Consider the following 25,403-nt stretch of genomic DNA (forward strand, 5'->3'; position numbering starts at 1 on the left):
GCGCGATCGTGCATGCCAGCGGTTCGTTCGCCATGGCGTTCTGGTTCATTGGCGGGGTGGCGTTGATGGGGACGCTTTCGTATTCGCTGCTGCTTGGGAAGCTGTATCGCATTGAGCTGAAGACGGCTGACTGAGCCTGAGGTGTTGTGGCTGTACTGGCTTCTTCGCGGCTAAAGCCGCTCCTGCAGGGGTAGCGTCAACCCCGAGGGCACACCGTCCCCCTGCAGGAGCACCTTAGCCGCGAAGAGGCCAGCACAGGTTACTTGGATAGTCCAACCCAACCCCGCTTTCGTCCAACTTTGCCGGCCAGCCTGTGACATACGCTGGCCACTCCAGAACGGAGGATCCACCCATGACTTACCTGTTCAACCCGCCGGCCATCGTCAGCCTGCCGATCCGCGGCAGCGATGCGCGCTTTCCGGTCGGCCGGGTGTTCTGCCTGGGCCGCAACTACCCATGGCCGGAAACCTACGGCCCGGCGCCACAGGAGCCGGTGTTCTTCATGAAACCGGCAAGCAATGTGGTCGAGGCAGCGGGAGAGCTGCCCTTCCCGCCGCAGACCGACGAGTTCTGCCACGAAATCGAGCTGGTCGCGGCCATCGCCAAGGGCGGTGCCGACATTGCCCCGGAACATGCCCTGGAACACGTGTTCGGCTTTGCCGCCGGCCTGGACATGACCCGTCGCGATCACCAGCGCAAGGCCAAGGCCGAGGGCCTGCCATGGGAAGCGGCCAAAGTGTTCGAGGCATCGGCACCCATGACCGCCATCGTCCCCGCCAGCGAATGCGCCTGGCCGCTGAATGCGGCGCTGTGGCTGCAGGTCAATGGCCAGGAGCGCCAGCGCGCGCACCTCAGTCAGCAGACCTGGGCGTTGGCCGAAGTCATCAGCCGGCTGTCCCGCCAGCTGCCGCTACGCCCGGGCGACCTGATCATGACCGGCAGCCCGCCCGGCGTGGCGCCGCTGAACCCGGGCGACACGATCCATGCCGGCATCGACGGTATCGGCGAACTGCACCTGCGCGTCGGCCCCCGCCCTGTCGGGCAAGCCGCCAACGCTGCCTGATTCCCCTGGAGTGACGAAATGAAGCAGAACAAGAAAATCGCTTTGGTCACCGGCGCCGGCAGCGGCATCGGCCTCGCGGTCGCCCTCGCCTTGCTGGAAGACGGCTTCAGCCTGGTCCTCGCCGGGCGCCGCCGCGAACCGCTGCAAGCAGTCGTCGAACACGCGCAGGCAGCGGGCGGTGAAGCCATGGCTGTACCCACTGACGTGCGCGATGAACAGAGCGTCGCGCAGCTGTTCGCCACCATCGAGGAGGTACATGGCCGCCTGGACGTGATCTTCAACAATGCCGGCATCAACGCCCCCGCCGTACCGGTCGACGAGCTACCGCTGGAAAACTGGCGCAACGTCATCGCCACCAACGTCGACGGGGTGTTCCTCTGTGCCCGTGCGGCCTTCGGCCTGATGCGCCGCCAGCAGCCGCAAGGCGGGCGGATCATCAACAACGGCTCGATCTCGGCGCATACCCCGCGCCCGTTCACCGCGCCCTACACCGCCAGCAAGCATGCGGTGCTGGGCCTGACCAAGGCACTGGCGCTGGATGGCCGGCCTTACAACATCGTCTGTAGCCAGGTGGACATCGGCAACGCCCTGACCGAGCTGTCCGAACGCATGACCCGTGGTGTGCGCCAGGCCAATGGCGAGATCGCCGCCGAGCCGATGCTCGACGTGCGCCATGTGGCCGACGCGGTGCGCTACATCGCCGCGCTGCCGCTGGACGCCAACGTACTGAACATGACCGTGATGGCCAGCAACATGCCATTCGTTGGCCGTGGCTGAACCTTGTTTTCGATGAGCCCTGTTCCTGATGGAGTGACCGATGAAACCAGAAGTCCTGCAACTTAGCCCGATCCTCATCCCGCAAATCCGTGAGCGCCTTGAACAGTTGTTCACCGTACACCGCTACTACGAACAGGCCGACAAGGAGGCCTATGTCAGCCAGCATGCCGACAATATTCGCGGCGTGATCACCGGCGGCCACACTGGTATCAGCCAGGCGCTGATGGCGCGCCTGCCCAATCTGGAAGTGATTGCGGTCAACGGTGTCGGCACCGACGCGATCGACCTGGCCTACGCCCGCGACCGCGGCATCCAGGTGACAGCGACCATCGGTGCCCTAACCGAAGACGTCGCCGATCTCGCCATCGGCATGCTGATCGGTTTGTGCCGGGGTATCTGCACCGGTGACCGTTTCGTGCGCGCCGGCCATTGGGCCACCAGTCCCACGCCGCTGGCGCCGTTGCCGCTGGCCCGTCAAGTGTCGGGCATGCGCGTGGGCATCGTCGGCATGGGCCGGGTCGGCCGCGCGGTGGCGCAGCGGGCGGCCGCGTTCGGTTGCCCGATTCGCTACACCGACCTGCAGGCGCTGGATGTGCCTTACGGCTTCGAGGCCGACCTGCTGCAGCTGGCCAAGGACAGCGATGCGCTGATCCTTGCAGCGGCGGCCGACAAGGGTGAGGCGCTGATCAATCGCGACGTGCTGCGGGCCTTGGGCAGCGAGGGTTACCTGATCAACATCGCGCGCGGCAAGCTGGTGGATGAGCCCGCCTTGACCGCTGCGTTGCAGGCCGGCGAGATCGCGGGGGCGGGGCTGGATGTGTTTGCCGATGAACCGCGAGCGCCCGAGGCGTTGTTCGAGCGTGAGGATGTGGTGCTGCAGCCGCATCGCGCCAGTGCCACGGTGCAGACCCGCACGCGCATGGGCGAGATGGTGGTGGCCAGCCTGGTGGATGTGTTTGCCGGGCATAAACCTCAAGGGCTGGTGATCTAGGCCACCTGTCCCGGCCTCTTCGCGGGTAAACCTGCTCCTGCAACGGGACGCGATCTGTCAGGAGCGGGTTTACCCGCGAAAGGGCCGGCACGGGCAATGCACCATGATCAGGCTACCGCCAATTCCACCCACTCACCCTTCAACCGCACCGGCCACACCCGCAACCGCTGGCCCCCATCATCCAGGCATGCCCCGCTCTGCAAGCTGAAGCGCTGCTTGTACAACGGCGCGGCCACAACCAGTTCCCCTTGCACGCTACCGACCAGCCCGCGGCCGATGATGTTGGCGCCGGAGCGTGGGTCGCGGTTGTCCACCGCGTACAGGGTTTGGGCTTGCCCAGGAAGATAGAACAGCGCGACCTGGGCACCGTCGAGCCACACCACCACGCCAGAATCGGCCACCAGGTCTTGCGCCCGGCATACCGCCTGCCAGTTTTCGCGGGTTTTCACAGCAGCATTGGACAGATTCATCAGACAGCCTCCTCGACAGTAGGGATCAGGTGCAACGGCGCCGCCGGTCGGCGTTGTTCACGTTCGCGCACGAAATGTACGTCCGGGTCGGCGCGATGGTCGTTGACGAAGGTGCGGAAGCGCTTGAGCTTTTCCGGGTCGTTGAGGGCGTTGGCCCATTCGCATTCATACTGCTCGACCACATGCTGCATCTGCGCCTCCAGCTCGTGGGCCAGGCCCAGGCTGTCGTCGAGGACCACCTGCTTCAGGTAGTCCAGCCCGCCCTCCAGGTTCTCGCGCCACACCGACGTGCGCTGCAGCTTGTCGGCGGTGCGGATGTAGAACATCAGCACGCGGTCGATCAACCGCACCAGGGTCTCGTCGTCGAGGTCGGTAGCGAACAGTTCGGCATGCCGCGGGCGCATGCCGCCATTGCCACACACGTAGAGGTTCCAGCCCTTGTCGGTGGCGATCACGCCGATGTCCTTGCTCTGCGCCTCGGCACATTCGCGGGTGCAGCCAGATACCGCGAACTTGAGCTTGTGCGGGCTGCGCAGGCCCTTATAGCGGTCTTCCAGGCGCAGGGCCATGGCGACGCTGTCCTGCACGCCGTAGCGGCACCAGGTGCTGCCCACGCACGACTTCACCGTGCGGGTCGACTTGCCATAGGCGTGGCCGGTCTCGAAACCGGCCTCGATCAGCTCGCCCCAGATCAGCGGCAGCTCGTGCAACTGGGCGCCGAACAGGTCGATGCGCTGGCCGCCGGTGATCTTGGTGTACAGGTCGTACTTTTTCGCCACCTGGCCGATGACGATGAGCTTGTCGGGGGTGATTTCACCTCCCGGAATACGCGGCACCACCGAGTAGGTGCCGTTCTTCTGCATGTTGGCCATGAAGGTGTCGTTGGTGTCCTGCAGCGGCACCAGCGCCGGGTCCATGATCGGCTGGTTCCAGCACGAGGCGAGGATGTTGCCCGCTGCCGGCTTGCAGATGTCACAGCCAGTGTGGCCTTTGCCATGGCGTTCGAGCAGCTGGTTGAAGGTACGGATGCCCTCCACCCGCACCAGGCCATACAGCTCCTGACGGGTGTAGGCGAAGTGCTCGCACAGGCGCTTGTCCACCGCCACGCCACGGGCAGTCAGCTCGTGTTCGAAGACTTGCTTGAGCAGGGCCGCGCAGCCCCCGCAGCCGGTCGCGGCCTTGGTGCAGCCCTTGACCGCAGCGAGGTCGCTGCAACCGCTGTCGATGGCGGCGCACACCGCGGCCTTGCTGACGTTGTGGCAGGAGCAGATGGTCGCGCTGTCGGGCAACGCATCGGCGCCCAAGGCCGGCACGCCACCGCCTTGCGGCAGGATCAACGCTGCCGGGTCGGCCGGCAGGGCGATAGCGTTCTGGGCGTACTGCAGCAGGGTGTCGTAGTAACTGTTGTCGCCGACCAGCACCGCACCCAGTACCCGCTTGCCGCTGGCATCCACCACCAGCCGCCGATAGGCGCTGTTGGCTTCGTCGATGAAGCGGTAGCTGCGTGCGCCCGGCGTGGCGCCGTGGGCGTCGCCGATCGAGCCGACATCCACGCCCAGCAGCTTGAGCTTGGTCGACATATCGGCACCGCTGAATGCCACCGCCGCCTCATCCATCAGCAACGCTGCCAGGTTGCGCGCCATGCTGTAGCCCGGGGCGACCAGGCCGAACACGCTGCCGTTCCACGAGGCGCACTCGCCAATGGCGAAGATGCGCGGGTCGCTGCTGCGGCAGTGGTCGTCGATTACCACGCCGCCCCGCGCGGCGATGTCCAGGCCGCAGGCACGGCCCAGGGCATCTTGCGGGCGAATGCCGGCGGAGAACACGATCAGGTCGGTTTCCAGGTGCTCGCCGCCATCGAAGTTCATGCGATAGCGGTAGGCCTCACCGGCACTGATCGACTGGGTGGCGCGTGACAGGTGCACACTCACGCCCAGCGCTTCGATCTGCGCCTTGAGCGCGGCACCGCCTTCGCCGTCCAGTTGCACCGGCATCAGCCGGGGCGCGAACTCCACCACATGGGCTTCCAGGCCCAGCGACTTCAGGGCGTTGGCGGCCTCCAGGCCAAGCAGGCCACCACCGACCACCACGCCACGGCGGGCATCGGCGGCAGCAGCGCGAATGGCATCAAGGTCGTCAAGGCTGCGGTAGACCAGGCGGGCATGGCCGCTGGAGCCTTCGATCGGCGGTACGAAGGGGTATGAACCAGTGGCCAGCACCAGGTGGTCGTAGCCGTAACGGCCCTCGCTGGTGATCACCTCGCAACGCTCGCGGTCGATTTCCAGCACGGCTTCGCCCAGGTGCAGGTGAACGCCGTTAGTGTTGTAGAAATCGTGCTCGCACAGGGCCAGGGTTTCGGCACAGCTGCCAGCAAAGTACTCGGACAGGTGCACGCGGTCGTAGGCGCGCTGGCGTTCTTCACCAAACACCCGCACCTCGAAGCGCTGCAGGGCGCCACGGCTGACCAGTTGCTCGACGCAATGGTGGCCGACCATGCCGTTGCCGACGATGACCAGTCGCTGTTGTTGCGCGCTGCTCGCTGTTGCCTTCATAAGCCGATCCTCGATCAAAAAAAAAGCGCCTGGAGCCGAAGCTCCAGGCGCCTTTGCCTGTATTCATCACGGTGTGCCCCGGGTTGATCGCCGTTGATCAGCGGGGCTTGTTGTAGTGGAGATAAAGCAGGGACTGTGCCAATTGCCTTGCCTGTGCCGGCCTCTTCGCGGGTGCCCCCCTCCCACGGGGGCTCCACAGGCTCTCAGGCTTGCACAGTACCTGTGGGAGCGGGCTCACCCGCAAAGAGGCCGGCACAGGCATGCACATTCACAGTGCACATCACCCCATCCCGGTGCACTCAGTACACATCCCGCCGATAACGCCTGGCCTTGCTCAAACCTTCGACATAGGCAGCCGCCTGCGCCGCATCCATCCCGCCATGCTCGGCCACCACGGCACGCAATGCCGCATCCACATCCTTGGCCATGCGCTGGGCATCACCACACACATAGAAGTACGCCCCCGCCTGCAGCCAGCGCCACAACTCGGCGCCCTGCTCCAGCATGCGCTGCTGCACATAGACCTTCTGCGCCTGGTCCCGCGAGAACGCCGTGTCCAGGCGCAGGTGGCCGGCTGCCTGCCAGGCTTGCAGCTGGTCCTGGTAATAGAAATCGGTAGCCGCGTACTGCTCGCCGAAGAACAGCCAGTTGCCGCCGTTTGCCCCACGGGCCTGACGCTCTTCGAGAAAGGCGCGAAATGGCGCGATGCCAGTGCCAGGGCCGACCATGATCACTGGCAGGCTATCGTCCTCAGGCAGACGGAAGTGCTTCGACACCTGGGGGAAGATCGCCACCCGCAACGCCTGCGCACGGTCGGCGAGAAAGCTCGAGCACACCCCTTTGCGCTCGCCATAACGAACCGTCGACACGGTCAGGTGTACCTGGCCCGGGTGCGCCAGCGGGCTGGAGCTGATCGAGTAAAGGCGTGGCTGCAACGGCTTGAGCAGCGCCAGCCAGCTGGCCAGCGGCAGCTGCTGGGGGAAAGCGCGCAGTACATCGACCAGTTGCCGGCCCCACAGCCAGGCCTGCAATTCGCTTTTGCACGCGGGCTGCAGCAGGCGCTGCAGATCGGGCGCATTGACGGCAAAGGCCTGCAGTTGCTGCGCAGTGACCTTGGCGATTTCCAGATGCGTTTGCAGCGCTTCGGCCAGAGGCATGGCAGGCTTACCGTTGAGCTCGACCAAGACCTGGCCGTCAAGCTGCATCAGCGCCAGCAGTTCGTCGACCAGGGCCGGGCAGTTACGCGGCCACACCCCCAAGGCATCACCGGCCGCATAGCTGAAGCCGCTGCCACTGAGGTCGAAGACCAGCTGGCGGGTTTCCTTGCTGGCGCCTGGGCCATTGAGCAGGCGGTTTTCCAGCACGCTGGCGACCCACGGCTGCTGCTTGCTGTAGGTGGCCACAGTGGCCGGTTCACTGAGCGCTTGCGCTGTGCTTGCACGCCCCAGCGTGGGCAGCAGGGCCTCGAGCCAGTCGGCGAAGGTGTCGTCGAAGTCCGGCTCGCAGTCCACCCGTTGCAACAGGCGCCGCCCACCCAGCTCGGCCAGGCGCTGGTCGAGCTTGCGGCCAAAGCCGCAGAACTGGTCGTAGCTGGAGTCGCCCAGGGCCAGCACGGCATAGGGCAACTCGGCGCAGTGGGCGCCTTCCTCGCCCTGCAAGGCCTGCCAGAAAGCCGCCGCGCTGTCGGGCGCCTCGCCATCGCCAAAGGTGCTGGCGATCAACACCACACTGGGCACCCCCTGCAGCTGGCTCGGGCTGACCGCCTCCATGCAGCTGAGCTGCACGTCCAGGCCGGCTGCGCGCAGGCGCTCGGCACAGCGTTCGGCCAGCAGCTCGCCATTGCCGGTCTGCGAGGCCCACAGCACCTGATGCTTCGGCGCCGCCTGCAGCGCAACGGGCAGGGCCGCTGGCTGGGCAAACAGCCCGGCGAGCAGGCCGTCGACGAACAACCGGCGGTTGGCAGCCAGCGGCGCAGTGGCCGGCAGGCTGGGCACGCCTTCGGCGCGCGACTGATCCAGGCCCAGCAAAAAGCCTTGCAGGTAATGGCGCTCTTCCTCGGCCAGCACCGGGGCCGGCAGTTGGTCCAGGCCAAGCAGGCGGGACAGGGTGGCGGTCGGCATGCGGGCTGGCTCCGGAATGGCAGTGTTCAGGTCAAGGGCTTCGATACGCTCACCGGCGACCCGCTCAAGGGCCACGGCGCAGTGTTTGAGGGCGGGCTGCAACGACAGCGGGTCGACCGCATCGCAGGTGACGGCATTGATCGCCAGTTGCTCGCCGATCAGGTCGTTCCAGTGGAACGGCGCAAAACAGTTACCCGGCATCACCCGATCACTGATGCGCGCCGGCAGCACGGCTTGGCCACGCCGCGAGCGAATGGCCAGCTGGTCCTTGTCGGCGATGCCCAGGCGAGCGGCGTCGTCAGGGTGAATTTCGACGAAAGCCCCGGGCTCCAGCTTGTTCAGCGCCGGCACCTTGCCGGTCTTGGTCAGGGTGTGCCACTGGTGCTGCACGCGGCCGGTATTCAGCACCATGGGGTAGTCGGCATCCGGCAGCTCCGGCGCCGGCAGCCATGGCCGGGCGAAGAAGCGGGCCTTGCCGCTGGCGGTCGGAAAGGCCAGCGCCGGCCGTTGGCCCTCGGCGTCGTGCAGCATCGCCTGGCTGCTGCCGTCGTTGATATAGCGCAGCGGGCTGCGCTCAGCTTCACGCCCGGGGGCGCTGGGCCACTGACGCGGCTGTTGGCGGAGGTCGGCATAGCCGATACCGCGCAGGTCGTAGCCGGTTGCGGGATTGTGGAAACGGCGGATTTCCTCGTAAACCGCTTCGGCATCGGGGTAGTCGAAGGCCTCGGCATAGCCCATGGCGCAGGCGACGCGGGCGATGATCTGCCAGTCCGGCAGGCTCTGCCCGGGCGGCTCGACGGCGCGTGGCATCAGGGTCAGGTTGCGCTCGCTGTTGATCATCACGCCCTCGCCTTCTGCCCACAGCGCGGCCGGCAGCAGGATGTCGGCGTAACGGTTGGTTTCGGTGTCGAGGAAGGCATCCTGGGTAATGACCAGCTCGGCCTGGCGCAGGCCGTCGATGACCTGCTGACGGTTGGCGACGCTGGCCACCGGGTTGCTGCAGATGATCCAGCAGGCTTTCACTTCAGCCGTTTTCAGCTGTTCGAACAGCGCCACCGTGCCCTCGCCGCCCTCGCTGCGCAGGCTGCCGGGTGCCAACTGCCATTGCTGTTCGACGAAGGCGCGGTCGGCGGCCACCAGCGCCGAGCGCTGGCCTGGCAGGCCTGGGCCCATGTAGCCCATCTCGCGGCCGCCCATGGCATTGGGCTGGCCGGTCAGCGAGAACGGCCCGCTGCCGGGGCGGCAGATCGCGCCCGTGGCCAGGTGCAGGTTGCAGATAGCGTTGCTGTGCCAGGTGCCGTGAACGCTCTGGTTCAGGCCCATGGTCCAGCAGCTCATCCAGTTGTTGGCGCCACCGATCCATTCGGCGGCCTGGATGATGTCGGCCTCGGTCAGCCCGGTGATGGCGGCCACGCGCTCGGGGGTGTAGTCGTCGAGAAAGGCCGGCAGTTGGTCCCAGCCCTCGGTGTGGCGGGCGATGAAGTCGGGGTCGGTATGGCCATTGCGCTGCAGCAGGTACAGCAGGCCGTTGAGCAAGGCCATGTCGCTGCCGGGGCGCACCTGCAGGAACAGGTCGGCCTTGTCGGCGGTGGCACTGCGCCGTGGGTCGACCACGATCAGCTTCGCCCCGGCCTTGACCCGATCGAGCAGGCGCAGGAACAGGATCGGGTGGCAGTCGGCCATGTTGGCACCGATCACCAGGAACACATCGGCGTGCTCGAAGTCCTGATAGCTGCCGGGCGGGCCGTCGGCACCGAGCGACAGTTTGTAGCCGCTGCCCGCACTGGCCATGCACAGGCGCGAGTTGGACTCGATATGGCGGGTGCGGATAAATCCCTTGGCCAGTTTGTTGGCCAGGTACTGGGCCTCCAGCGACATCTGCCCGGACACGTACAGCGCCACTGCATCGGCGCCGTGCTGGTCGATGATGCCGCGCAGGCGTGCAGCGGTGGCGGCGATAGCCTGGTCCATGCCGGTGCGTATCGGCTGCTGGCTGCGTTGCTGGCGCACATAGGCGTCCGCCATGCGCCCGGCGGCGCTCAGCGGCACATGCGCGGTAAGGCCTTTGGTGCACAGGCGGCCGAAATTGCTGGGGTGCAGTTTGTCGCCGCTGATCTTGCCGACCTTGCCGTCGGCAACGCTCATGACGATGCCGCAACCGACGCCGCAATAGGGGCAGACGCTGCGTACTTCGCTATTGGCCATGGGCGGGCTCCTGTTCCGGGCGTGCAAAAAAGGCGCCGGTTGCCCCCGCCTTGCCTGGCAAGCGGGGACAACACGGCGCCTTTGTCGTGAAATGTTGTGGGCAGTCGACGTTGATAGCCCTGGATGCAGGTTGATCAGCAAATTACGGGCCAGCTGTGCCGGCCCTTTCGCGGGTGAATCGGATCGCCGCACCGCCGCTCCCACAGGGTTGACGCAAGGCCTGAGGGCGGTGATGTGCCTGTGGGAGCGAGTTCACCCGCGAAAGGGCCGGCCCAGGCAATGCACCAAGCGGTGGCAGCCTCGCACTCCCTGGCGCTATGCTGGGTCAATTTCCAGCATGAGCGCCTGCCCTCCCCCCATGTCCAAAGTGATTCTCAAGACCCCTGCCCAACTCGACCTGATGCGCCGTGCCGGCCAGCTGCTGGCCCAGGTGTTCGCCGAACTCGACGGTTTCATCCGCCCTGGTGTTACGACGATGCAAATCAATGACCGCGCTGAAGCGTTCATCGTCGACACGCTCAAGGCACGCCCGGCGAGCAAGGGCCAGTACGGGTTCCCCTACTCGCTCAATACCTCGGTGGACCACGTCGTCTGTCATGGCATCCCCAAGGCGGATGAAGTGCTGAAGGACGGCTCGATCATCAACGTCGACATCACCCTGGAACAGGGTGGCTACATCGCCGACTCATCGAAGATGTACTGTATCGGGCACATCAGCGATGAAGCGCAGCGGCTGGTCGACACCACCTACGACGCGTTGTGGAAAGGCATCGAACAGGTGCGCCCGGGGGCGACGCTCGGTGATATCGGCCATGCCGTGCAGCGCCATGCCGAAGCAGCGGGCTACAGCGTGGTGCGCGAATACTGCGGGCATGGCATTGGCCAGCAGATGCACGAAGGGCCGGAGGTGCTGCACATCGGCCAGCGCGGGATGGGCATGAAGCTCACGCCGGGCATGGTGTTCACCATCGAGCCGATGATCAACCAGGGCAGCCGCGGGACACGGACGTTGAAGGATGGCTGGACGGTGATTACCCGCGACAACAGCTTGTCGGCGCAGTGGGAGCATACCGTGGCGGTGACCGAGGATGGTTTTGAGGTGCTGACCTTGCGGGAAGAAGAGCGCCGTCGCTGACGGTGCTGCATTCCATGCGTTCAGTAACAAAAAAAGCGACCCTAAGGTCGCTTTCTTTGTTACTTCCGGGTGTTCAGTGGGCCCTGGAAGTGGAATATGGCGCAGCGGACGGGACTCGAACCCGCGACCCCCGGCGTGACAGGCCGGTATTCTAACCGACTGAACTACCGCTGCGCTATACATCGAGTGGTGGGTGATGACGGGATCGAACCGCCGACCCTCTGCTTGTAAGGCAGATGCTCTCCCGGCTGAGCTAATCACCCATGTCTCTCGGTGTGGCGCGCATTCTACGGGCGACTTTCCGCTCTGGCAAGCACTTATCGAAGTTTTTTCAAATATCGTACAAATGCCAAAATTCGCCCACAAAAAAAGCGACCCTAGGGTCGCTTTCTTTGTTACTTCCGGGTGTTCAGTGGGCCCTGGAAGTGGAATATGGCGCAGCGGACGGGACTCGAACCCGCGACCCCCGGCGTGACAGGCCGGTATTCTAACCGACTGAACTACCGCTGCGCTATACATCGAGTGGTGGGTGATGACGGGATCGAACCGCCGACCCTCTGCTTGTAAGGCAGATGCTCTCCCGGCTGAGCTAATCACCCTTCGTCTCGGTGTGGCGCGCATTCTACGGACGCACCTGTACCCTGGCAAGCACTTTTTAAACTTTTTTCAAAAAAAACCTCAGGCCTTTCAAAGACCTAGCGCTGCGGTGCAGTTGTTTTACCGATAAGCCACTGCTGGCCCTGTGACAGGGCTGGTCTCAGAGCAGCGCTCGGAGAATAATGCCCGCCTTATGCATTAAGGAGAGATTGCCCCTCATGTGGTTCAAGAACCTGCTGACCTACCGCCTGACCCAGGATGTCCCGTTCGAGGCTGAAGCGCTGGAAGCCGCCCTGGCCAGCAAGCCGGCCCGCCCCTGCGCCAGCCAGGAGCTGACCACCTATGGTTTCGTCGCGCCGTTCGGCAAAGGCGAAGACGCTCCCCTGGTGCATGTCAGCGGCGAGTACCTGCTGATCGCCGCGCGCAAGGAAGAACGCATCCTGCCGAGCAGCGTGGTCAACGACGCGGTCAAGGAAAAGGTCGAAGAGATCGAGACCGAGCAAATGCGCAAGGTCTATAAAAAGGAGCGTGACCAGATCAAGGACGAGATCATCCAGGCGTTCCTGCCGCGCGCGTTCATCCGCCGCTCGATGATCTTCGCCGCAATTGCCCCGCGCCTGGGCGTGATCCTGGTCAACTCGGCCAGCGCCAAGCGTGCCGAAGACCTGCTGTCGACACTGCGTGAAGTGATGGGCTCGCTGCCGGTGCGCCCGGCGACAGTGAAAATTGCACCGGCTGCCACCATGACCGACTGGGTCAAGTCGCAGCAGGCCGCCGAAGGCTTCTATGTGCTGGACGAATGCGAGCTGCGCGACACCGCCGAAGACGGCGGCATCGTGCGCTGCAAGCGCCAGGATCTGACCAGCGAGGAAATCCAGCTGCACCTGAGCACCGGCAAGGTGGTGACCCAGTTGGCCCTGGCCTGGCAGGACAAGCTGTCGTTCGTCCTGGACGACAAGATGGTGATCAAGCGCCTGAAGTTCGAGGAGCTGCTGCAAGAGCAGGCCGAGCAGGACGGCGGTGACGAGGCGGCCCAGCAGTTCGATGCCAGCTTCCAGCTGATGATGATGACCTTTGCCGAGTTCCTGCCGGTGCTGTTCGAGGCACTGGGTGGTGAAGAGATTCCGCAAGGGGTCTGATGTGTCTTGAAATGCCAGTGCAGGCCTGAAAGCCATTTTTGTCTGCACCGGCCCTATCGCCGGCAAGCCAGCGCCCACAGGTACGCCACAGTTTTCAGAATCTGTCGCCTACCTGTGGGAGCTGGCTTGTCGGCGACAGGGCCGTGGAATTTCACAAAGCAATAAATAGAAAAGGAATTGCCCCCCATGCGCGCCCTCGCCGCCCTCAGCCGCTTCGTCGGCAACACCTTCGCCCTGTGGGTGCTGGTGTTCGCCGTGCTGGCCTTCCTGCAACCGCAATGGTTCATCGCCCTCAAGGTGGCCATCGTGCCGCTGCTGGGGCTGGTGATGTTCGGCATGGGCCTCACCCTCAAGCTCGACGACTTCGCCGCCCTCGCCCGCCAGCCCTGGCGGGTAATGCTGGGTGTGGTCGCACACTTCGTGATCATGCCGGGCATGGCCTGGCTGCTGTGCCAGCTGTTCCACCTGCCGGCGGAAATCGCCGTAGGCGTGATCCTGGTCGGCTGCTGCCCAAGCGGCACGGCGTCGAATGTGATGGTGTGGCTGTCCAAGGGCGACCTGGCGCTGGCCGTGGCGATCGCTGCAGTCACCACCCTGCTCGCCCCGCTGCTGACCCCGGCGCTGATCTGGTTCCTGGCCTCGGCCTGGTTGCCGGTGTCCTTCATGGACATGTTCTGGTCGATCCTGCAGCTGGTGATGCTGCCCATCGTGCTCGGCGTGCTGGCCCAGCGTTTGCTCGGTGCCCGGGTGCAGGCAGCGGTACAGGTGCTGCCGCTGGTATCGGTGGTGAGCATCGTGATGATCGTGTGCGCGGTGGTAGCAGCCAGCCAGGCGAAGATAGCCGAGTCGGGGCTGCTGATCATGGCGGTGGTGATGCTGCACAACAGCTTCGGTTATCTGCTCGGGTACCTGACCGGCAAGGTGTGCAAGCTGCCTCTGGCCCAGCGCAAATCGCTGGCGCTGGAGGTGGGCATGCAGAACTCCGGGCTGGGCGCAGCATTGGCTGCGGCGCACTTCTCGCCGCTGGCGGCCGTGCCCAGTGCTTTGTTCAGCGTCTGGCACAATATTTCCGGGGCGCTGCTTTCGACCTGGTTTCGGCGGATGGATGAGCCTGAGACCGAGGCTGAAGGGATCGAACCGGCCAAGCATTGATGTATGCCTATGCGGGCCTCTTCGCGGGTGAACCCGCTCCCACAGGGCCGCACAGCCATCAGGCCTTGTGGGAGCGGGTTCACCCGCGAAGAGGCCCGTACAGGCTTGCCCTGAGACCCGCAGGTGTGCACCATGGTGCTCACTGTGAGGACGACCTCGCGACGCACCGCGTGACCATTCCGGGGACGGCCCCATCATTTGCAACGATGGAGACGCACCATGTCCTGGATCATCCTGTTCTTCGCCGGCCTGTTCGAGGTCGGCTGGGCCGTCGGCCTGAAATACACCGACGGTTTCAGCAAGCCACTGCCCACCGTACTCACCGTCGCCGCCATGGCTGTCAGCCTGGGCCTGCTGGGCCTGGCCATGAAAGAGCTGCCGCTGGGCACTGCCTATGCCATCTGGACCGGCGTTGGCGCGGTTGGCACGGTAGTCGCCGGCATCATCCTGTTTGGCGAGTCGATGGCCCTGATACGGCTGGCCAGCGTGGCGCTGATCATCATCGGCCTGGTAGGCCTGAAAGTCAGCGCCAGCTGACCCCCTCCCCTAGCGCAGGTCACCTCGCAAACGGCTGACCTGCTCGCGCAACACGTCGGGCTGCGCCGCCTCCACCGGGATCGCGGCGCCGGCCACGATGGTCACCCGCGACCACAGCCGCTTGAAAAAGCCCTTGGCCGGGTCGCGGCTGAAGAAGCTGCCCCACAAACCCTGCAACGCCAGCGGAATCACCGGCACCGGGGTTTCTTCGAGGATGCGGTTGACGCCGCCCTTGAACACGTCGATCTCGCCATCACCGGTCAGCTTGCCCTCGGGGAAGATGCACACCAGTTCGCCATCGGCCAGGTACTCGGCAATACGCGCAAACGCCCGCTCGTAGATGGTCGGGTCTTCGTTGCGCCCGGCAATCGGAATGGCGCCTGCGGTGCGAAAGACGAAGTTGAGCACCGGCAGGTTGTAGATCTTGTAGTACATCACGAAGCGGATCGGCCGGCGGATTGCCCCGCCCAGCAGCAGTGCATCGACGAACGACACATGGTTGCACACCAGCAACGCTGCGCCCTGGTCGGGGATGCGCTCGAGGTCACGGTGCTGCACGCGGTACATCGAATGGCTGAGCAGCCAGATCAGGAAGCGCATGGTGAACTCGGGCACGATCCTGAAGATATAGGCGTTAACCGCGATATTGAGCAGCGACACCACCAGGAACAGCTGCGGAATACTCAGCTCGGCCACGCCCAGCAGCACGATGGTGAGCAGCGCCGACACCACCATGAACAGGGCATTGAGGATATTGTTGGCGGCGATCACCCGCGCGCGCTGGTCTTCGGCAGTGCGCGCCTGGATCAGCGCGTAAAGCGGCACGATATAGAAACCGCCGAACACACCAAGGCCAACGATGGAAAGCAGAATCCACCAGGCCTCGCGCATGCCCAGCAGCGCCAGCCAGTCATGCGGCGTCGCTGCCGCCGGCACATCGCCGGAATGCCACCACCACAGCAGGCCGAACAGGGTCAGGCCGAACGAGCCGAACGGTACCAGGCCGATTTCCACCTTGCGCCCACTAAGCCGTTCGCACAGCAGCGAGCCCAGCGCGATGCCCACCGAAAACAGTGTCAGCACCAGGGTCACGACCGTACCGTCACCGTGCAGCCAGTCCTTGGCGTAGGCCGGGATCTGCGTGAGGTAGATGGCGCCGACGAACCAGAACCACGAGTTGCCGACAATCGAGCGCGACACCGCTGGCGGCTGGCCCAGACCCATGCGCAGGATCGCCCACGACTGTTTGAAGATATTCCAGTCCAGGGCCATTTCCGGCGCGGCGGCAGCCGCCCGCGGGATCCAGCGGCTGGCCAGGTAGCCGAGCACTGCCGTGCCGACCACGCCACCAGCCACCACCGTGGCATAGCTATCGGCCGACATCATCACCCCGGCGCCGATGGTGCCGGCGAGGATGGCCAGGAAGGTGCCGGTTTCCACCAGCCCATTGCCACCGACCAGTTCCTCTTCACGCAGGGCCTGCGGCAGGATCGAATACTTCACCGGGCCGAACAGCGCCGAGTGGGTGCCCATGCCGAACAGCGCCACCAGCATCAGCGCCAGGTGGTTGGTGATGAACCCCAGCGCACCGACCGACATGATCACGATCTCGGCCAGCTTGATGAAGCGGATCAACGCATCCTTGGCGAACTTTTCCCCAAACTGCCCACCCAGCGCCGAGAACAGGAAGAACGGCAGGATGAAGAGCAAGGCGCACAGGTTGACCCAGATCGAACGGTCACCGTCGCCCAGGCTGAGCTTGAACAGGATCGCCAGGATCAGAGACTGCTTGAACAGGTTGTCGTTGAAGGCACCCAGTGACTGGGTGATGAAGAACGGCAGGAAGCGCCGTTTGCCGAGCAAGGTGAATTGCGAGGAGTGACTCATCGTCCTTGGTCCTGGGTTCGGCCAGAAGGGCCCGTTGCCTTATTAGAATGCGCATGACGCTGCAAAGCCACATCGCAGATGTCAACTGACAGTAATGACAGTAGCGAGTTACGCGCCCAGGCATCAATGTCCAGGCTATGTGTTCTGCCGGAAACCTGGATGAACAAGCGTATCGGTCTGATCAAGGTTTTGCGCAAAAGGCCTGTGGCAACCCTCTGGCTTGCGGCCTTGCTCGCCGCCTACCCCGCCAGCGGGCACTCCATGAGCGCCGACAAGGACGCGTTGCTGGATGCGCTGCTCAGGCAAATGACCGTGCAGGAGAAAATCGGCCAACTACGCATGCAGCATGCACGCGCTGCGCCGCCCTCCAGCACGGAGCTCGATGCGGTTGCCCGGGGTGAAGTGGGGGCGATGTTCACCGAACCCGGCATAACCCCTGCGCAGATCCGCGCCCTTCAGCAGGCGGCCACCCAGCGCAGCCGGCTGCGCATCCCGCTGTTCTTTGCTGGCGATATGGTGCACGGGCAGCGCACGATCTTTCCGATCAACCTTGGCCAGGCTTCAAGCTGGGACCTCGACGCAATCGCCAGCGCTGCCCGGGTGGCCGCCATCGAAGGTTCCGCCGATGGCCTGGACATGACATTCGCCCCCGTGCTGGATATCAGTCGCGATCCGCGCTGGGGCAGGATGTCGGAGGGCTACGGCGAAGATACCTACCTTGCCGCACGCATCGCCCAGGTAGTGATCCGCGCACTGCAGGGGCCGACACTGGGGGCCAGCAACAGCTTGATGGCCTGCGTAAAGCATTTCGCCGGCTATGGCGCAGTCGAGGGTGGCCGCGACTACAACACCACGGACATGAGCGAGCGACGCCTGGCCGAAGACCACCTGCCGCCCTTCAAGGCGGCGGTGGACGCCGGGGCTGGCGCTGTAATGACCGCGTTGACCAGCCTCAACGGCGTGCCGGCAACTGCCAACCGCTGGCTGCTGCAGGACGTGCTTCGTCGGCAGTGGCAGTTCAACGGGCTGGTCATCAGTGATCACGGTGCGGTGGCGGAGCTGACCGACCATGGAATTGCCGAGGACGGCCAGGGTGCGGCGGAAGCGGCGTTCACCGCCGGCACACAGATGAGCATGAGTGACCGCTACTTCGCCCGGTACTTGCCGAGCCTGATCAAGCAAGGGCTGGCAAGTGAGCAACAACTCGATGCCGCGGTGCGCCAGGTGCTGTCCACCAAGTACGATCTTGGCCTGTTCCATGACCCTTTTCGCCGCCTGCAGGCACCCCATGCAGCCGTCGGCGAAGCGCAACGCCTTCACCGTGCCGAGGCCAGGGATATGGCGCGGCGCTCGCTGGTACTGCTGAAAAATCACAAGCAGGTACTGCCACTGAACCCGCACGCGAACATCGCCCTGGTCGGGCCGCTGGCCGACAATGCGCTGGACATCCTGGGCAGCTGGCATGCCAGCGGCAAGCCCGGGCACGCGATCACCTTGCGTCGGGGCATCGAAAACGCCCAGGCACCTGACGCCAGGCTGGTGTACGCCAAAGGCGCGAACATCAGTGACGACCCGCTTGCCTTTGCACTGCTGGCCGACAACCAGATGAGCTTCGATCCGACGGCGCCCGAAACCCTGATTGCACAGGCCGTCGCCGCTGCCCGCCGGGCCGACGTCATCGTCGCCGCCCTGGGTGAGGCCCGGGGTATGTCCCATGAGGGCGCCAGCAGGACCGACCTGAATCTGCCGGAGCAGCAGCGGGCGTTGCTGCGCGCGCTGAAGGCGACTGGCAAGCCGTTGGTGCTGGTACTGATGAATGGTCGCCCGCTGACCATCACCGAGGAAAGCCAATGGGCCGATGCGGTGCTCGAGACCTGGTTCAGTGGAACCGAAGGTGGCAATGCCATCGCCGACGTGCTGTTTGGCGATTACAACCCCTCTGGCAAGCTGGCGGTGACCTTCCCGCGCAGCGCGGGCCAGATTCCGATGTACTACAACCATCTCAACACCGGTCGGCCGTTCGATCCGGCAACGCCATCTGCTTATCGATCACGCTACTACGACATCGACGATACGCCGCTTTACCCCTTCGGTTTCGGCTTGAGCTACACCCGATTCAGTGTCTCGCCACCCCGTTTGTCGAGCGCCCGATTGCGATCGGGGCAGGATTTGCGTGTCGCGGCCACTGTTCGTAACGAAGGGACCCGCAGCGGTGAAACAGTCGTGCAATTGTATGTGCGTGACCGTAGCGCCTCTGTAAGCCGGCCGGTGAAACAGCTGATAGGGTTCGAAAAGCTGCTGCTCGAACCCGGCCAGACTCGAGAGGTGGTTCTTGAAATACCCCAGTCTGCGCTCGGCTTCATGGACCGTGACTTGCGCCCTGTCATTGAGCCCGGCGGGTTCGACGTGATGGTCGGCCTGGACTCGCAGGCGCTGGAAAAGGCCAGCTTCCAGGTGATGCCCTGAGGGCTCCCCGGCGATGGGCTGCACAGCCCGCCTGATGTGGCATATGCTCCGACCAGGCTGTTCCACAACAAGGACGTGGCTATGTTCGCCGCCATAAGACGCTACCCGCACACCGTGCGCCTGCTGCTCACCACCACCTTCACCCTGACCGTCGCCCGCGCCCTCACCCTGCCTTACCTGGTGGTGTACCTGGCCGACAACTTCCAGCTGCCGATCAGCCAGATCGGTCTGCTGATCGGTGGCGCGCTGATCATTGCCTCGCTGTTGAGCCTGTACGGCGGCCACCTGGTGGATACCTTGCGCAACCACACGCTGGTCAGCGTCAGCACCCTGCTGTTTGCCCTGGCCTTTGTCGGCGCCGTCGCCAGCCGCTCGGCACTGCTGTTCTTCCTGTGCCTGGTGCTGATCAATCTGGCCCTGGCGGTGGTGGATATCGCTGCCAAGGCCGGGTTCTGCGCGTTATTGCCGGTGGAAGAGCGGGCCGAAGTGTTCGCCATCAAGTACACCCTGAGCAACGTCGGCTATGCCACCGGCCCGCTGCTGGGCGTAGCCATGCTGGAGTTGCACGACCATATGCCGTTCATCGCCTCCGCCGTGCTCGGCCTGGGCATGTGCCTGGCCTACTGGCGCCTGGGTGATCGCAGCCTGCAGGCCAGTACGGCGGAAAAACCTGCGGCCGGTTTCGGCCAGGTGGCGCTGGGGCTGGCGCGGGACCGCAGGCTGGTGTGCTTTACCCTGGGCGGGGTGCTGAGCGCGGTGGTGTTCGGCCAGTTCACGGCCTACCTGTCGCAGTACCTGGTGGTGACCAGCAGCCCGGCCGAGGCGGCGCGGCTGGTCGGTTACCTGGTGACCACCAACGCGGTCACGGTGATCGCCCTGCAATACCTCATTGGCCGGCGCATCAGTCGTCAGCGCCTGATGCCCTGGTTGCTGGCCGGGATGGGCCTGTTCATTGCCGGGCTGCTGGGTTTTGCGCTGGCCGGCTCGGTGCTGGCCTGGTGCCTGGCGATGCTGGTGTTCACCCTGGGCGAAATCATCGTGATCCCGGCGGAATACATGTTCATCGACCTGATCGCGCCGGAGCACCTGCGCGGGGTGTATTACGGTGCGCAGAACCTGTCCAACCTTGGCGCGGCACTGGGGCCGGTGATGGTGGGGTTCGCCCTGGTGCACCTGTGGCCGGGGGCGATCTTCTACCTGCTGGTGTTGTCGGTGATACTGGCAGGGGTGTTTTATGGGTTGGGTACCCGTAAAGCATGACAGAGGCTTGCCGGCTCCCCCTGCGACCCGCTGCCACGCGACTATCGTCGGCGCTGACGTAACGCCACCTGCGTGCCAGACTGACTGATCGGGACCGCGTTATCTTTTTGCTTCGGAGTTTTCATGTCGTTGTCCAGCGGGCTGATCGCCGTGGTCGCCCTGGCCTATATGGCCGTCATGTTCGCCATCGCCTTCTATGGCGACCGCCGCAGCACGCCGTTGCCGCCGAAGCTGCGTGCCTGGGTGTACAGCCTGTCGCTGGCGGTGTACTGCACCAGCTGGACCTTCTTCGGCGCGGTCGGCCAGGCCGCCGAACAGCTCTGGGCGTTCCTGCCGATCTACCTGGGCCCGGTGCTGCTGCTGCTGTTCGCGCCCTGGGTGCTGCAGAAGATGGTGCTGATCAGCAAGCAGCAGAACATCACCTCGATCGCCGACTTCATCGCCGCCCGCTATGGCAAATCGCAAACCCTGGCGGTGGTGGTGGCGCTGATCTGCCTGGTCGGTGTCTTGCCGTACATCGCCTTGCAGCTCAAGGGCATCGTGCTGGGCGTGAACCTGCTGATCGGCGCCAGCGCCGACGCCACCGGCACCCGGGTACAGGACACCGCACTGGTGGTGTCGCTGGTGCTGGCGCTGTTCGCCATCGTCTTCGGTACCCGCAGCCTGGATGTGACCGAGCACCACCGCGGCATGGTGCTGGCCATTGCCTTTGAGTCGCTGGTCAAGCTGCTGGCCTTCCTGGCCGTGGGCATTTTCGTCGTCTTCAACCTGTACGACGGTTTCGATGACCTGTTCACCCAGGCGCGCCAGTCGATCCACCTGCAGGACTACTGGCAAGAAACCATCAACTGGCCGTCGATGGTGGTGCAAACCGCCGTGGCGATGATGGCGATCATCTGCCTGCCGCGGCAATTCCACGTCACCGTGGTGGAAAACATCGAACCCCAGGACATGCGCCTGGCACGCTGGGTGTTCCCGATGTACCTGGCGCTGGCTGCGCTGTTCGTGGTGCCGATTGCCCTGGCCGGGCAGATGCTGCTGCCGGGGACGGTGATTTCCGACTCGTTCGTGATCAGCCTGCCGCTGGCCGAGGCCCACCCGAGCCTGGCGCTGCTGGCGTTCATTGGCGGCGCGTCGGCAGCCACCGGCATGGTCATCGTCGAGGCCGTGGCGCTGTCGACCATGGTGTCCAACGACATGCTGCTGCCCTGGCTGCTGCGGCGCAACAACGCCGAGCGGCCGTTCGAGGCATTCCGCCACTGGATGCTCTCGGTGCGTCGGGTCACCATCGTGGTGATCCTGTTGCTGGCCTACGTCAGTTATCGCCTGCTGGGCTCCACGGCCAGCCTGGCGACCATCGGCCAGATCGCCTTCGCCGCCGTGACCCAGCTCACCCCGGCCATGCTCGGCGCGCTGTACTGGAAGCAGGCCAACCGGCGTGGCGTGTTCGCCGGCCTGGCCGCCGGCATTTTCCTGTGGTTCTACACCCTGGTGCTGCCAATTGCCGCGCATAGCCTGGGCTGGTCGCTGCAGCTGTTCCCGGGGCTTGCCTGGCTGCACGGCAACCCGCTTGACCTGCCGATCAGCCCGTTGACCCAAGGCGTGGTGCTGTCACTGGCGGGCAACTTCACCCTGTTTGCCTGGGTGTCGGTGCTGTCGCGCACCCGGGTGTCCGAGCACTGGCAGGCCGGCCGTTTCATCGGCCAGCAAACCAGCGCCCGCCCTAGCAGCAAGCCGCTTCTGGCGGTACAGATCGACGACCTGCTGACCCTGGCCTCGCGCTTTGTCGGTGAAGAGCGCGCGCGGCAGAGCTTCATCCGCTTCGCCTACCGCCAGGGCAAGGGCTTCAACCCCAACCAGAATGCCGACGGCGACTGGATCGAACATACCGAACGCCTGCTGGCCGGCGTGCTTGGCACCTCGTCGACCCGCGCCGTGGTCAAGGCCGCCATCGAAGGCCGGGACATGCAGCTCGAAGACGTGGTGCGCATAGCCGACGAAGCCAGTGAAGTGCTGCAGTTCAACCGCGCCCTGCTGCAAGGGGCCATCGAAAACATCAACCAGGGCATCAGCGTGGTTGACCAGAACCTGCACCTGGTCGCCTGGAACCGCCGCTACCTGGAACTGTTCAACTACCCGGACGGGCTGATCAGCGTAGGCCGGCCGATTGCCGACATCATCCGCTACAACGCCGAGCGCGGCTTGTGCGGCCCCGGCGAGGCGCAGGTGCATGTGGCCCGGCGCCTGCACTGGATGCGCCAGGGCCGCGCGCACTCCTCCGAGCGGCTGTTCCCCAATGGCCGGGTGATCGAGCTGATCGGCAACCCGATGCCCGGTGGAGGCTTTGTCATGAGCTTCACCGACATCACCCCGTTCCGCGAGGCCGAGCAGGCCCTGCGCGATGCCAACGAAGGCCTGGAACAACGGGTGGCAGAACGCACCCATGAGCTGTCGCAACTGAACCAGGCGTTGTCCGAAGCCAAGAGCCAGGCCGAAGCGGTGAGCAAGTCCAAGACCCGCTTCCTGGCGGCCGTCAGCCATGACCTGATGCAGCCGCTGAATGCCGCGCGGCTGTTCTCCGCCGCCCTGTCGCAGCAGGCCGAGGGCATGAACGATGAAGCCCAGCAGCTGGTGCAGCACATGGACAGTTCTCTGCGCTCTGCCGAAGAGCTGATCAGCGACCTGCTGGATATCTCGCGCCTGGAGAACGGCAAGATCACCCCGGATGCCAAGCCGTTCGCCCTCAACGAGCTGTTCGACACCCTGGGCGCCGAGTTCAAGGTGCTGGCCGCCGAAAAAGGCCTGGAGTTCCGCTTGCGCGGCAGCCGACTGCGGGTGGACAGCGACATCAAGCTGCTGCGCCGGGTGCTGCAGAACTTCCTGACCAACGCCCTGCGCTATGGCAAGAGCCCGATCCTGCTGGGCGCACGGCGCCAGGGCGAGCGCCTGTGGCTGGAGGTCTGGGACCGTGGCCCGGGCATTGCCGACGACAAGCTGCAGGTGATCTTCCAGGAGTTCAAGCGCCTGGACAGCCACCAGACCCGGGCCGAAAAAGGCCTGGGCCTGGGCCTGGCGATTGCCGACGGCCTGTGCCGGGTACTGGGGCATACGCTGGAAGTACGCTCGTGGCCGGGCAAGGGCACGGTGTTCCGCGTCAGCGTGCCCATTGCCCGCCAGGCCGCGCCGGCCCCCACTGCCGCGGTGGAGCAAGGCGGCCAGCCGCTGGCCGGGCTGCAAGTGCTGTGCGTGGACAATGAAGACAGCATCCTGATTGGCATGAACAGCCTGCTAAGCCGTTGGGGCTGCCAGGTGTGGACTGCACGCAACCAGGCCGAATGCGAGGCGCTGCTGGCCAAGGGCATGCGCCCGCATCTGGCGCTGGTGGACTATCACCTGGACGACGGCGAGACCGGCACCGGCCTGATGGGCTGGCTGCGAGCCCGCGTTGGCGAGCCAGTGCCGGGCGTGGTCATCAGTGCCGACGGCAGCAAGGAAACCATCGCCATGGTGCATGCGTCAGGCCTGGATTACCTGGCCAAGCCGGTCAAGCCGGCGGCCCTGCGCGCCCTGCTCAATCGCCATCTGAGCCAGGTTCAGTAAGCGCCGCGTCCGGCAACGCTTCGTCGGACAGCGCCCGTTCCAGCAGGTCTGGCGGCAGGCTTTTGCTGGCCCGCGCGCCCAGCAGTTTCAGCTGCTCGCTGCGACTGACCAGGTTGCCGCGCCCTTCGCACAGCTTGTTGCGCGCCGCGGCATAGGCCTTGTCCACCTGCTGCAGGCGGCTGCCCAACTCGTCCAGGTCCTGGATGAACAGCACAAACTTGTCGTACAGCCAGCCTGCCCGCTCGGCGATTTCGCGGGCGTTCTGGCCTTGGCGTTCCTGCTTCCACAGGCTGTCGATCACCCGCAAGGTGGCGAGCAAGGTGGTGGGGCTGACGATCACGATCTGCCGGTCGAAGGCTTCCTGGAACAGGCCCGGCTCGGCTTGCAGGGCTGCCGCGAAAGCCGCTTCGATGGGCACGAACAGCAGCACGAAATCCAGGCTGTGCAGGCCTTCGAGGCGGCTGTAGTCCTTGCCCGACAGGCCTTTGACATGGCTGCGCAGCGACTGCACGTGCTGTTTGAGCGCCGCCTCGTCATTACCGGCGACAAACTGCTGGTAGGCGGTGAGGCTGACCTTGGCGTCCACCACCACCTGTTTGTCGCCCGGCAGCATGATCAGCACGTCGGGCTGGAAGCGTTCGCCATCGGCGCTCTTCAGGCTGACCTGGGTCTGGTATTCGCGGCCCTTTTCCAGGCCGGCATGCTCCAGTACGCGTTCGAGGATCAGCTCGCCCCAGTTGCCTTGGGTTTTCTGGCCCTTCAGGGCCTGGGTCAGGTTGGTGGCCTCGTCGGAGAGGCGCAGGTTGAGCTGTTGCAGGCGCTCGAGCTCCTTGCCCAGCGAGAAACGTTCGCGCGCCTCCTGCTGGTAGCTTTCTTCCACGCGTTTTTCGAAGGACTGGATGCGCTCCTTGAGAGGGTCGAGCAGCTGGCCCAGCTGTTGCTGGCTGGTCTGGGCAAAGCGCTGCTCGCGCTCGTCAAAAATCCGCGTGGCCATGTCGGCGAACTGGGCACGCAAGGTGTCGCGTGCCTCCTGCAGGTCTTCCAGGCGCTGCTGGTGGCTTTCCTGCTGCTCGCGCAGTTCGGCCTCCAGGCGTGCCGTCTGCGCTTCCAGCCGGCGCAGTTCGGCTTCGCGGTTGGCGCGTTCCAGGTTCCAGGCGTGGGCGGCGTCACGGCCGTTGTCCCGGTCGACCTGCAGCAGCTCCAGCTCGCGGCCCTGGGCAGCCAGCTGGGTCTGCTTGAGGGTGTTGGCTTCGCTGAGGTCACTGACCTCGTCGCGGCTGGCCTCCAGCTGCGCCTGCAGGCCGGCCTGGGCCAGCTGTGCGGCGTTCAGGCGCTCTTCGAGCAAGGCCTGCTCGCCTTGCCGGGCGCCTTGCCGGCGCTGCACCTGCATGAGCCAACCCAGGCAGGGTACGGCACCCGCCACCAAGCCCAGCAGAATGCTGGCCAGATCCA

15 protein-coding genes and 4 tRNA genes are annotated in these 25,403 nt (G+C 65.0%); 10 read left to right on the forward strand and 9 right to left on the reverse strand.

From position 1 onward, the window contains the following. Positions 1–352: 352 nt before the first annotated feature. Genes HP547_RS05635 through HP547_RS05645 form a run of 3 tightly spaced genes read left to right on the forward strand, consistent with a single transcriptional unit; the run spans position 353 to position 2,831 of the window. A complete protein-coding gene (locus HP547_RS05635) occupies positions 353–1,063 on the forward strand; it encodes a fumarylacetoacetate hydrolase family protein (protein ID WP_172285705.1) in 711 nt (236 codons plus the stop codon). Between the two features lie 18 nt (positions 1,064–1,081). Continuing rightward, a complete protein-coding gene (locus HP547_RS05640) occupies positions 1,082–1,840 on the forward strand; it encodes an SDR family oxidoreductase (RefSeq protein ID WP_172285706.1) in 759 nt (252 codons plus the stop codon). A 40-nt stretch (positions 1,841–1,880) separates the two neighbouring features. Next, positions 1,881–2,831 (forward strand): 2-hydroxyacid dehydrogenase, encoded by a 951-nt coding sequence (locus HP547_RS05645; protein ID WP_172228215.1) that lies wholly within the window; start codon positions 1,881–1,883, stop codon positions 2,829–2,831. Between the two features lie 107 nt (positions 2,832–2,938). On the opposite strand, the gene nirD is transcribed toward HP547_RS05645, so the two are convergent. From nirD to HP547_RS05660, 3 genes are all read right to left on the reverse strand, one after another. Next, on the reverse strand, positions 2,939–3,301 hold the full coding sequence (nirD, locus tag HP547_RS05650) for a nitrite reductase small subunit NirD (RefSeq protein ID WP_172228217.1): 363 nt from the start codon (positions 3,299–3,301) through the stop codon (positions 2,939–2,941). Next, positions 3,301–5,853 (reverse strand): nitrite reductase large subunit NirB, encoded by a 2,553-nt coding sequence (nirB, locus tag HP547_RS05655; protein WP_172285707.1) that lies wholly within the window; start codon positions 5,851–5,853, stop codon positions 3,301–3,303. The genes nirD and nirB overlap by 1 nt, the downstream gene beginning before the upstream one ends. A gap of 299 nt (positions 5,854–6,152) precedes the next feature. Beyond that, a complete protein-coding gene (locus HP547_RS05660) occupies positions 6,153–10,178 on the reverse strand; it encodes a bifunctional nitrate reductase/sulfite reductase flavoprotein subunit alpha (RefSeq protein ID WP_172285708.1) in 4,026 nt (1,341 codons plus the stop codon). A gap of 337 nt (positions 10,179–10,515) precedes the next feature. Between HP547_RS05660 and map the strand changes: the two genes are divergently transcribed. Further along, entirely contained in the window at positions 10,516–11,313 is a 798-nt protein-coding gene (gene map, locus HP547_RS05665; protein ID WP_172229516.1) for a type I methionyl aminopeptidase, read from the forward strand. 97 nt (positions 11,314–11,410) lie between these two features. Here the strand turns inward: map and HP547_RS05670 are convergent. From HP547_RS05670 to HP547_RS05685, 4 genes are all read right to left on the reverse strand, one after another. Continuing rightward, a tRNA-Asp gene (locus HP547_RS05670) sits at positions 11,411–11,487 on the reverse strand. 13 nt (positions 11,488–11,500) lie between these two features. Beyond that, a tRNA-Val gene (locus HP547_RS05675) sits at positions 11,501–11,576 on the reverse strand. A 170-nt stretch (positions 11,577–11,746) separates the two neighbouring features. Then, a tRNA-Asp gene (locus HP547_RS05680) sits at positions 11,747–11,823 on the reverse strand. 13 nt (positions 11,824–11,836) lie between these two features. After that, a tRNA-Val gene (locus HP547_RS05685) sits at positions 11,837–11,912 on the reverse strand. Positions 11,913–12,128: 216 nt separating this feature from the next. Between HP547_RS05685 and rdgC the strand changes: the two genes are divergently transcribed. The 3 genes from rdgC to sugE all read left to right on the forward strand — a co-directional run bounded on the left by rdgC (position 12,129) and on the right by sugE (position 14,738). Continuing rightward, positions 12,129–13,049 (forward strand): recombination-associated protein RdgC, encoded by a 921-nt coding sequence (rdgC, locus tag HP547_RS05690; protein ID WP_172229518.1) that lies wholly within the window; start codon positions 12,129–12,131, stop codon positions 13,047–13,049. 186 nt (positions 13,050–13,235) lie between these two features. After that, a complete protein-coding gene (locus tag HP547_RS05695) occupies positions 13,236–14,201 on the forward strand; it encodes a bile acid:sodium symporter family protein (RefSeq protein ID WP_172285709.1) in 966 nt (321 codons plus the stop codon). 219 nt (positions 14,202–14,420) lie between these two features. Then, a complete protein-coding gene (sugE, locus tag HP547_RS05700) occupies positions 14,421–14,738 on the forward strand; it encodes a quaternary ammonium compound efflux SMR transporter SugE (protein WP_172229522.1) in 318 nt (105 codons plus the stop codon). Between the two features lie 9 nt (positions 14,739–14,747). Here the strand turns inward: sugE and HP547_RS05705 are convergent, their stop codons facing one another. After that, complete coding sequence (locus tag HP547_RS05705) at positions 14,748–16,625, reverse strand: MFS transporter (RefSeq protein ID WP_172285710.1); 1,878 nt, start codon at positions 16,623–16,625, stop codon at positions 14,748–14,750. Between the two features lie 126 nt (positions 16,626–16,751). Between HP547_RS05705 and bglX the strand changes: the two genes are divergently transcribed. From bglX to HP547_RS05720, 3 genes are all read left to right on the forward strand, one after another. Continuing rightward, positions 16,752–19,091, forward strand: coding sequence for a beta-glucosidase BglX (gene bglX / locus HP547_RS05710; protein WP_372242862.1), 2,340 nt, complete (start codon positions 16,752–16,754; stop codon positions 19,089–19,091). A gap of 81 nt (positions 19,092–19,172) precedes the next feature. After that, positions 19,173–20,351: an MFS transporter gene (locus HP547_RS05715; protein ID WP_172226433.1), complete on the forward strand. Its 1,179-nt coding sequence runs from the start codon at positions 19,173–19,175 to the stop codon at positions 20,349–20,351. A 123-nt stretch (positions 20,352–20,474) separates the two neighbouring features. After that, entirely contained in the window at positions 20,475–23,951 is a 3,477-nt protein-coding gene (locus HP547_RS05720; protein WP_172226430.1) for a hybrid sensor histidine kinase/response regulator, read from the forward strand. Here HP547_RS05720 and rmuC read toward each other — a convergent pair. After that, on the reverse strand, positions 23,923–25,296 hold the full coding sequence (gene rmuC, locus HP547_RS05725; RefSeq protein WP_172226439.1) for a DNA recombination protein RmuC: 1,374 nt from the start codon (positions 25,294–25,296) through the stop codon (positions 23,923–23,925). The two genes, HP547_RS05720 and rmuC, sit on opposite strands and share 29 nt — an antisense overlap. Positions 25,297–25,403: the final 107 nt, after the last annotated feature.

It is taken from the genome of Pseudomonas sp. CM27, from assembly GCF_013179515.1.
GTDB lineage: Bacteria > Pseudomonadota > Gammaproteobacteria > Pseudomonadales > Pseudomonadaceae > Aquipseudomonas.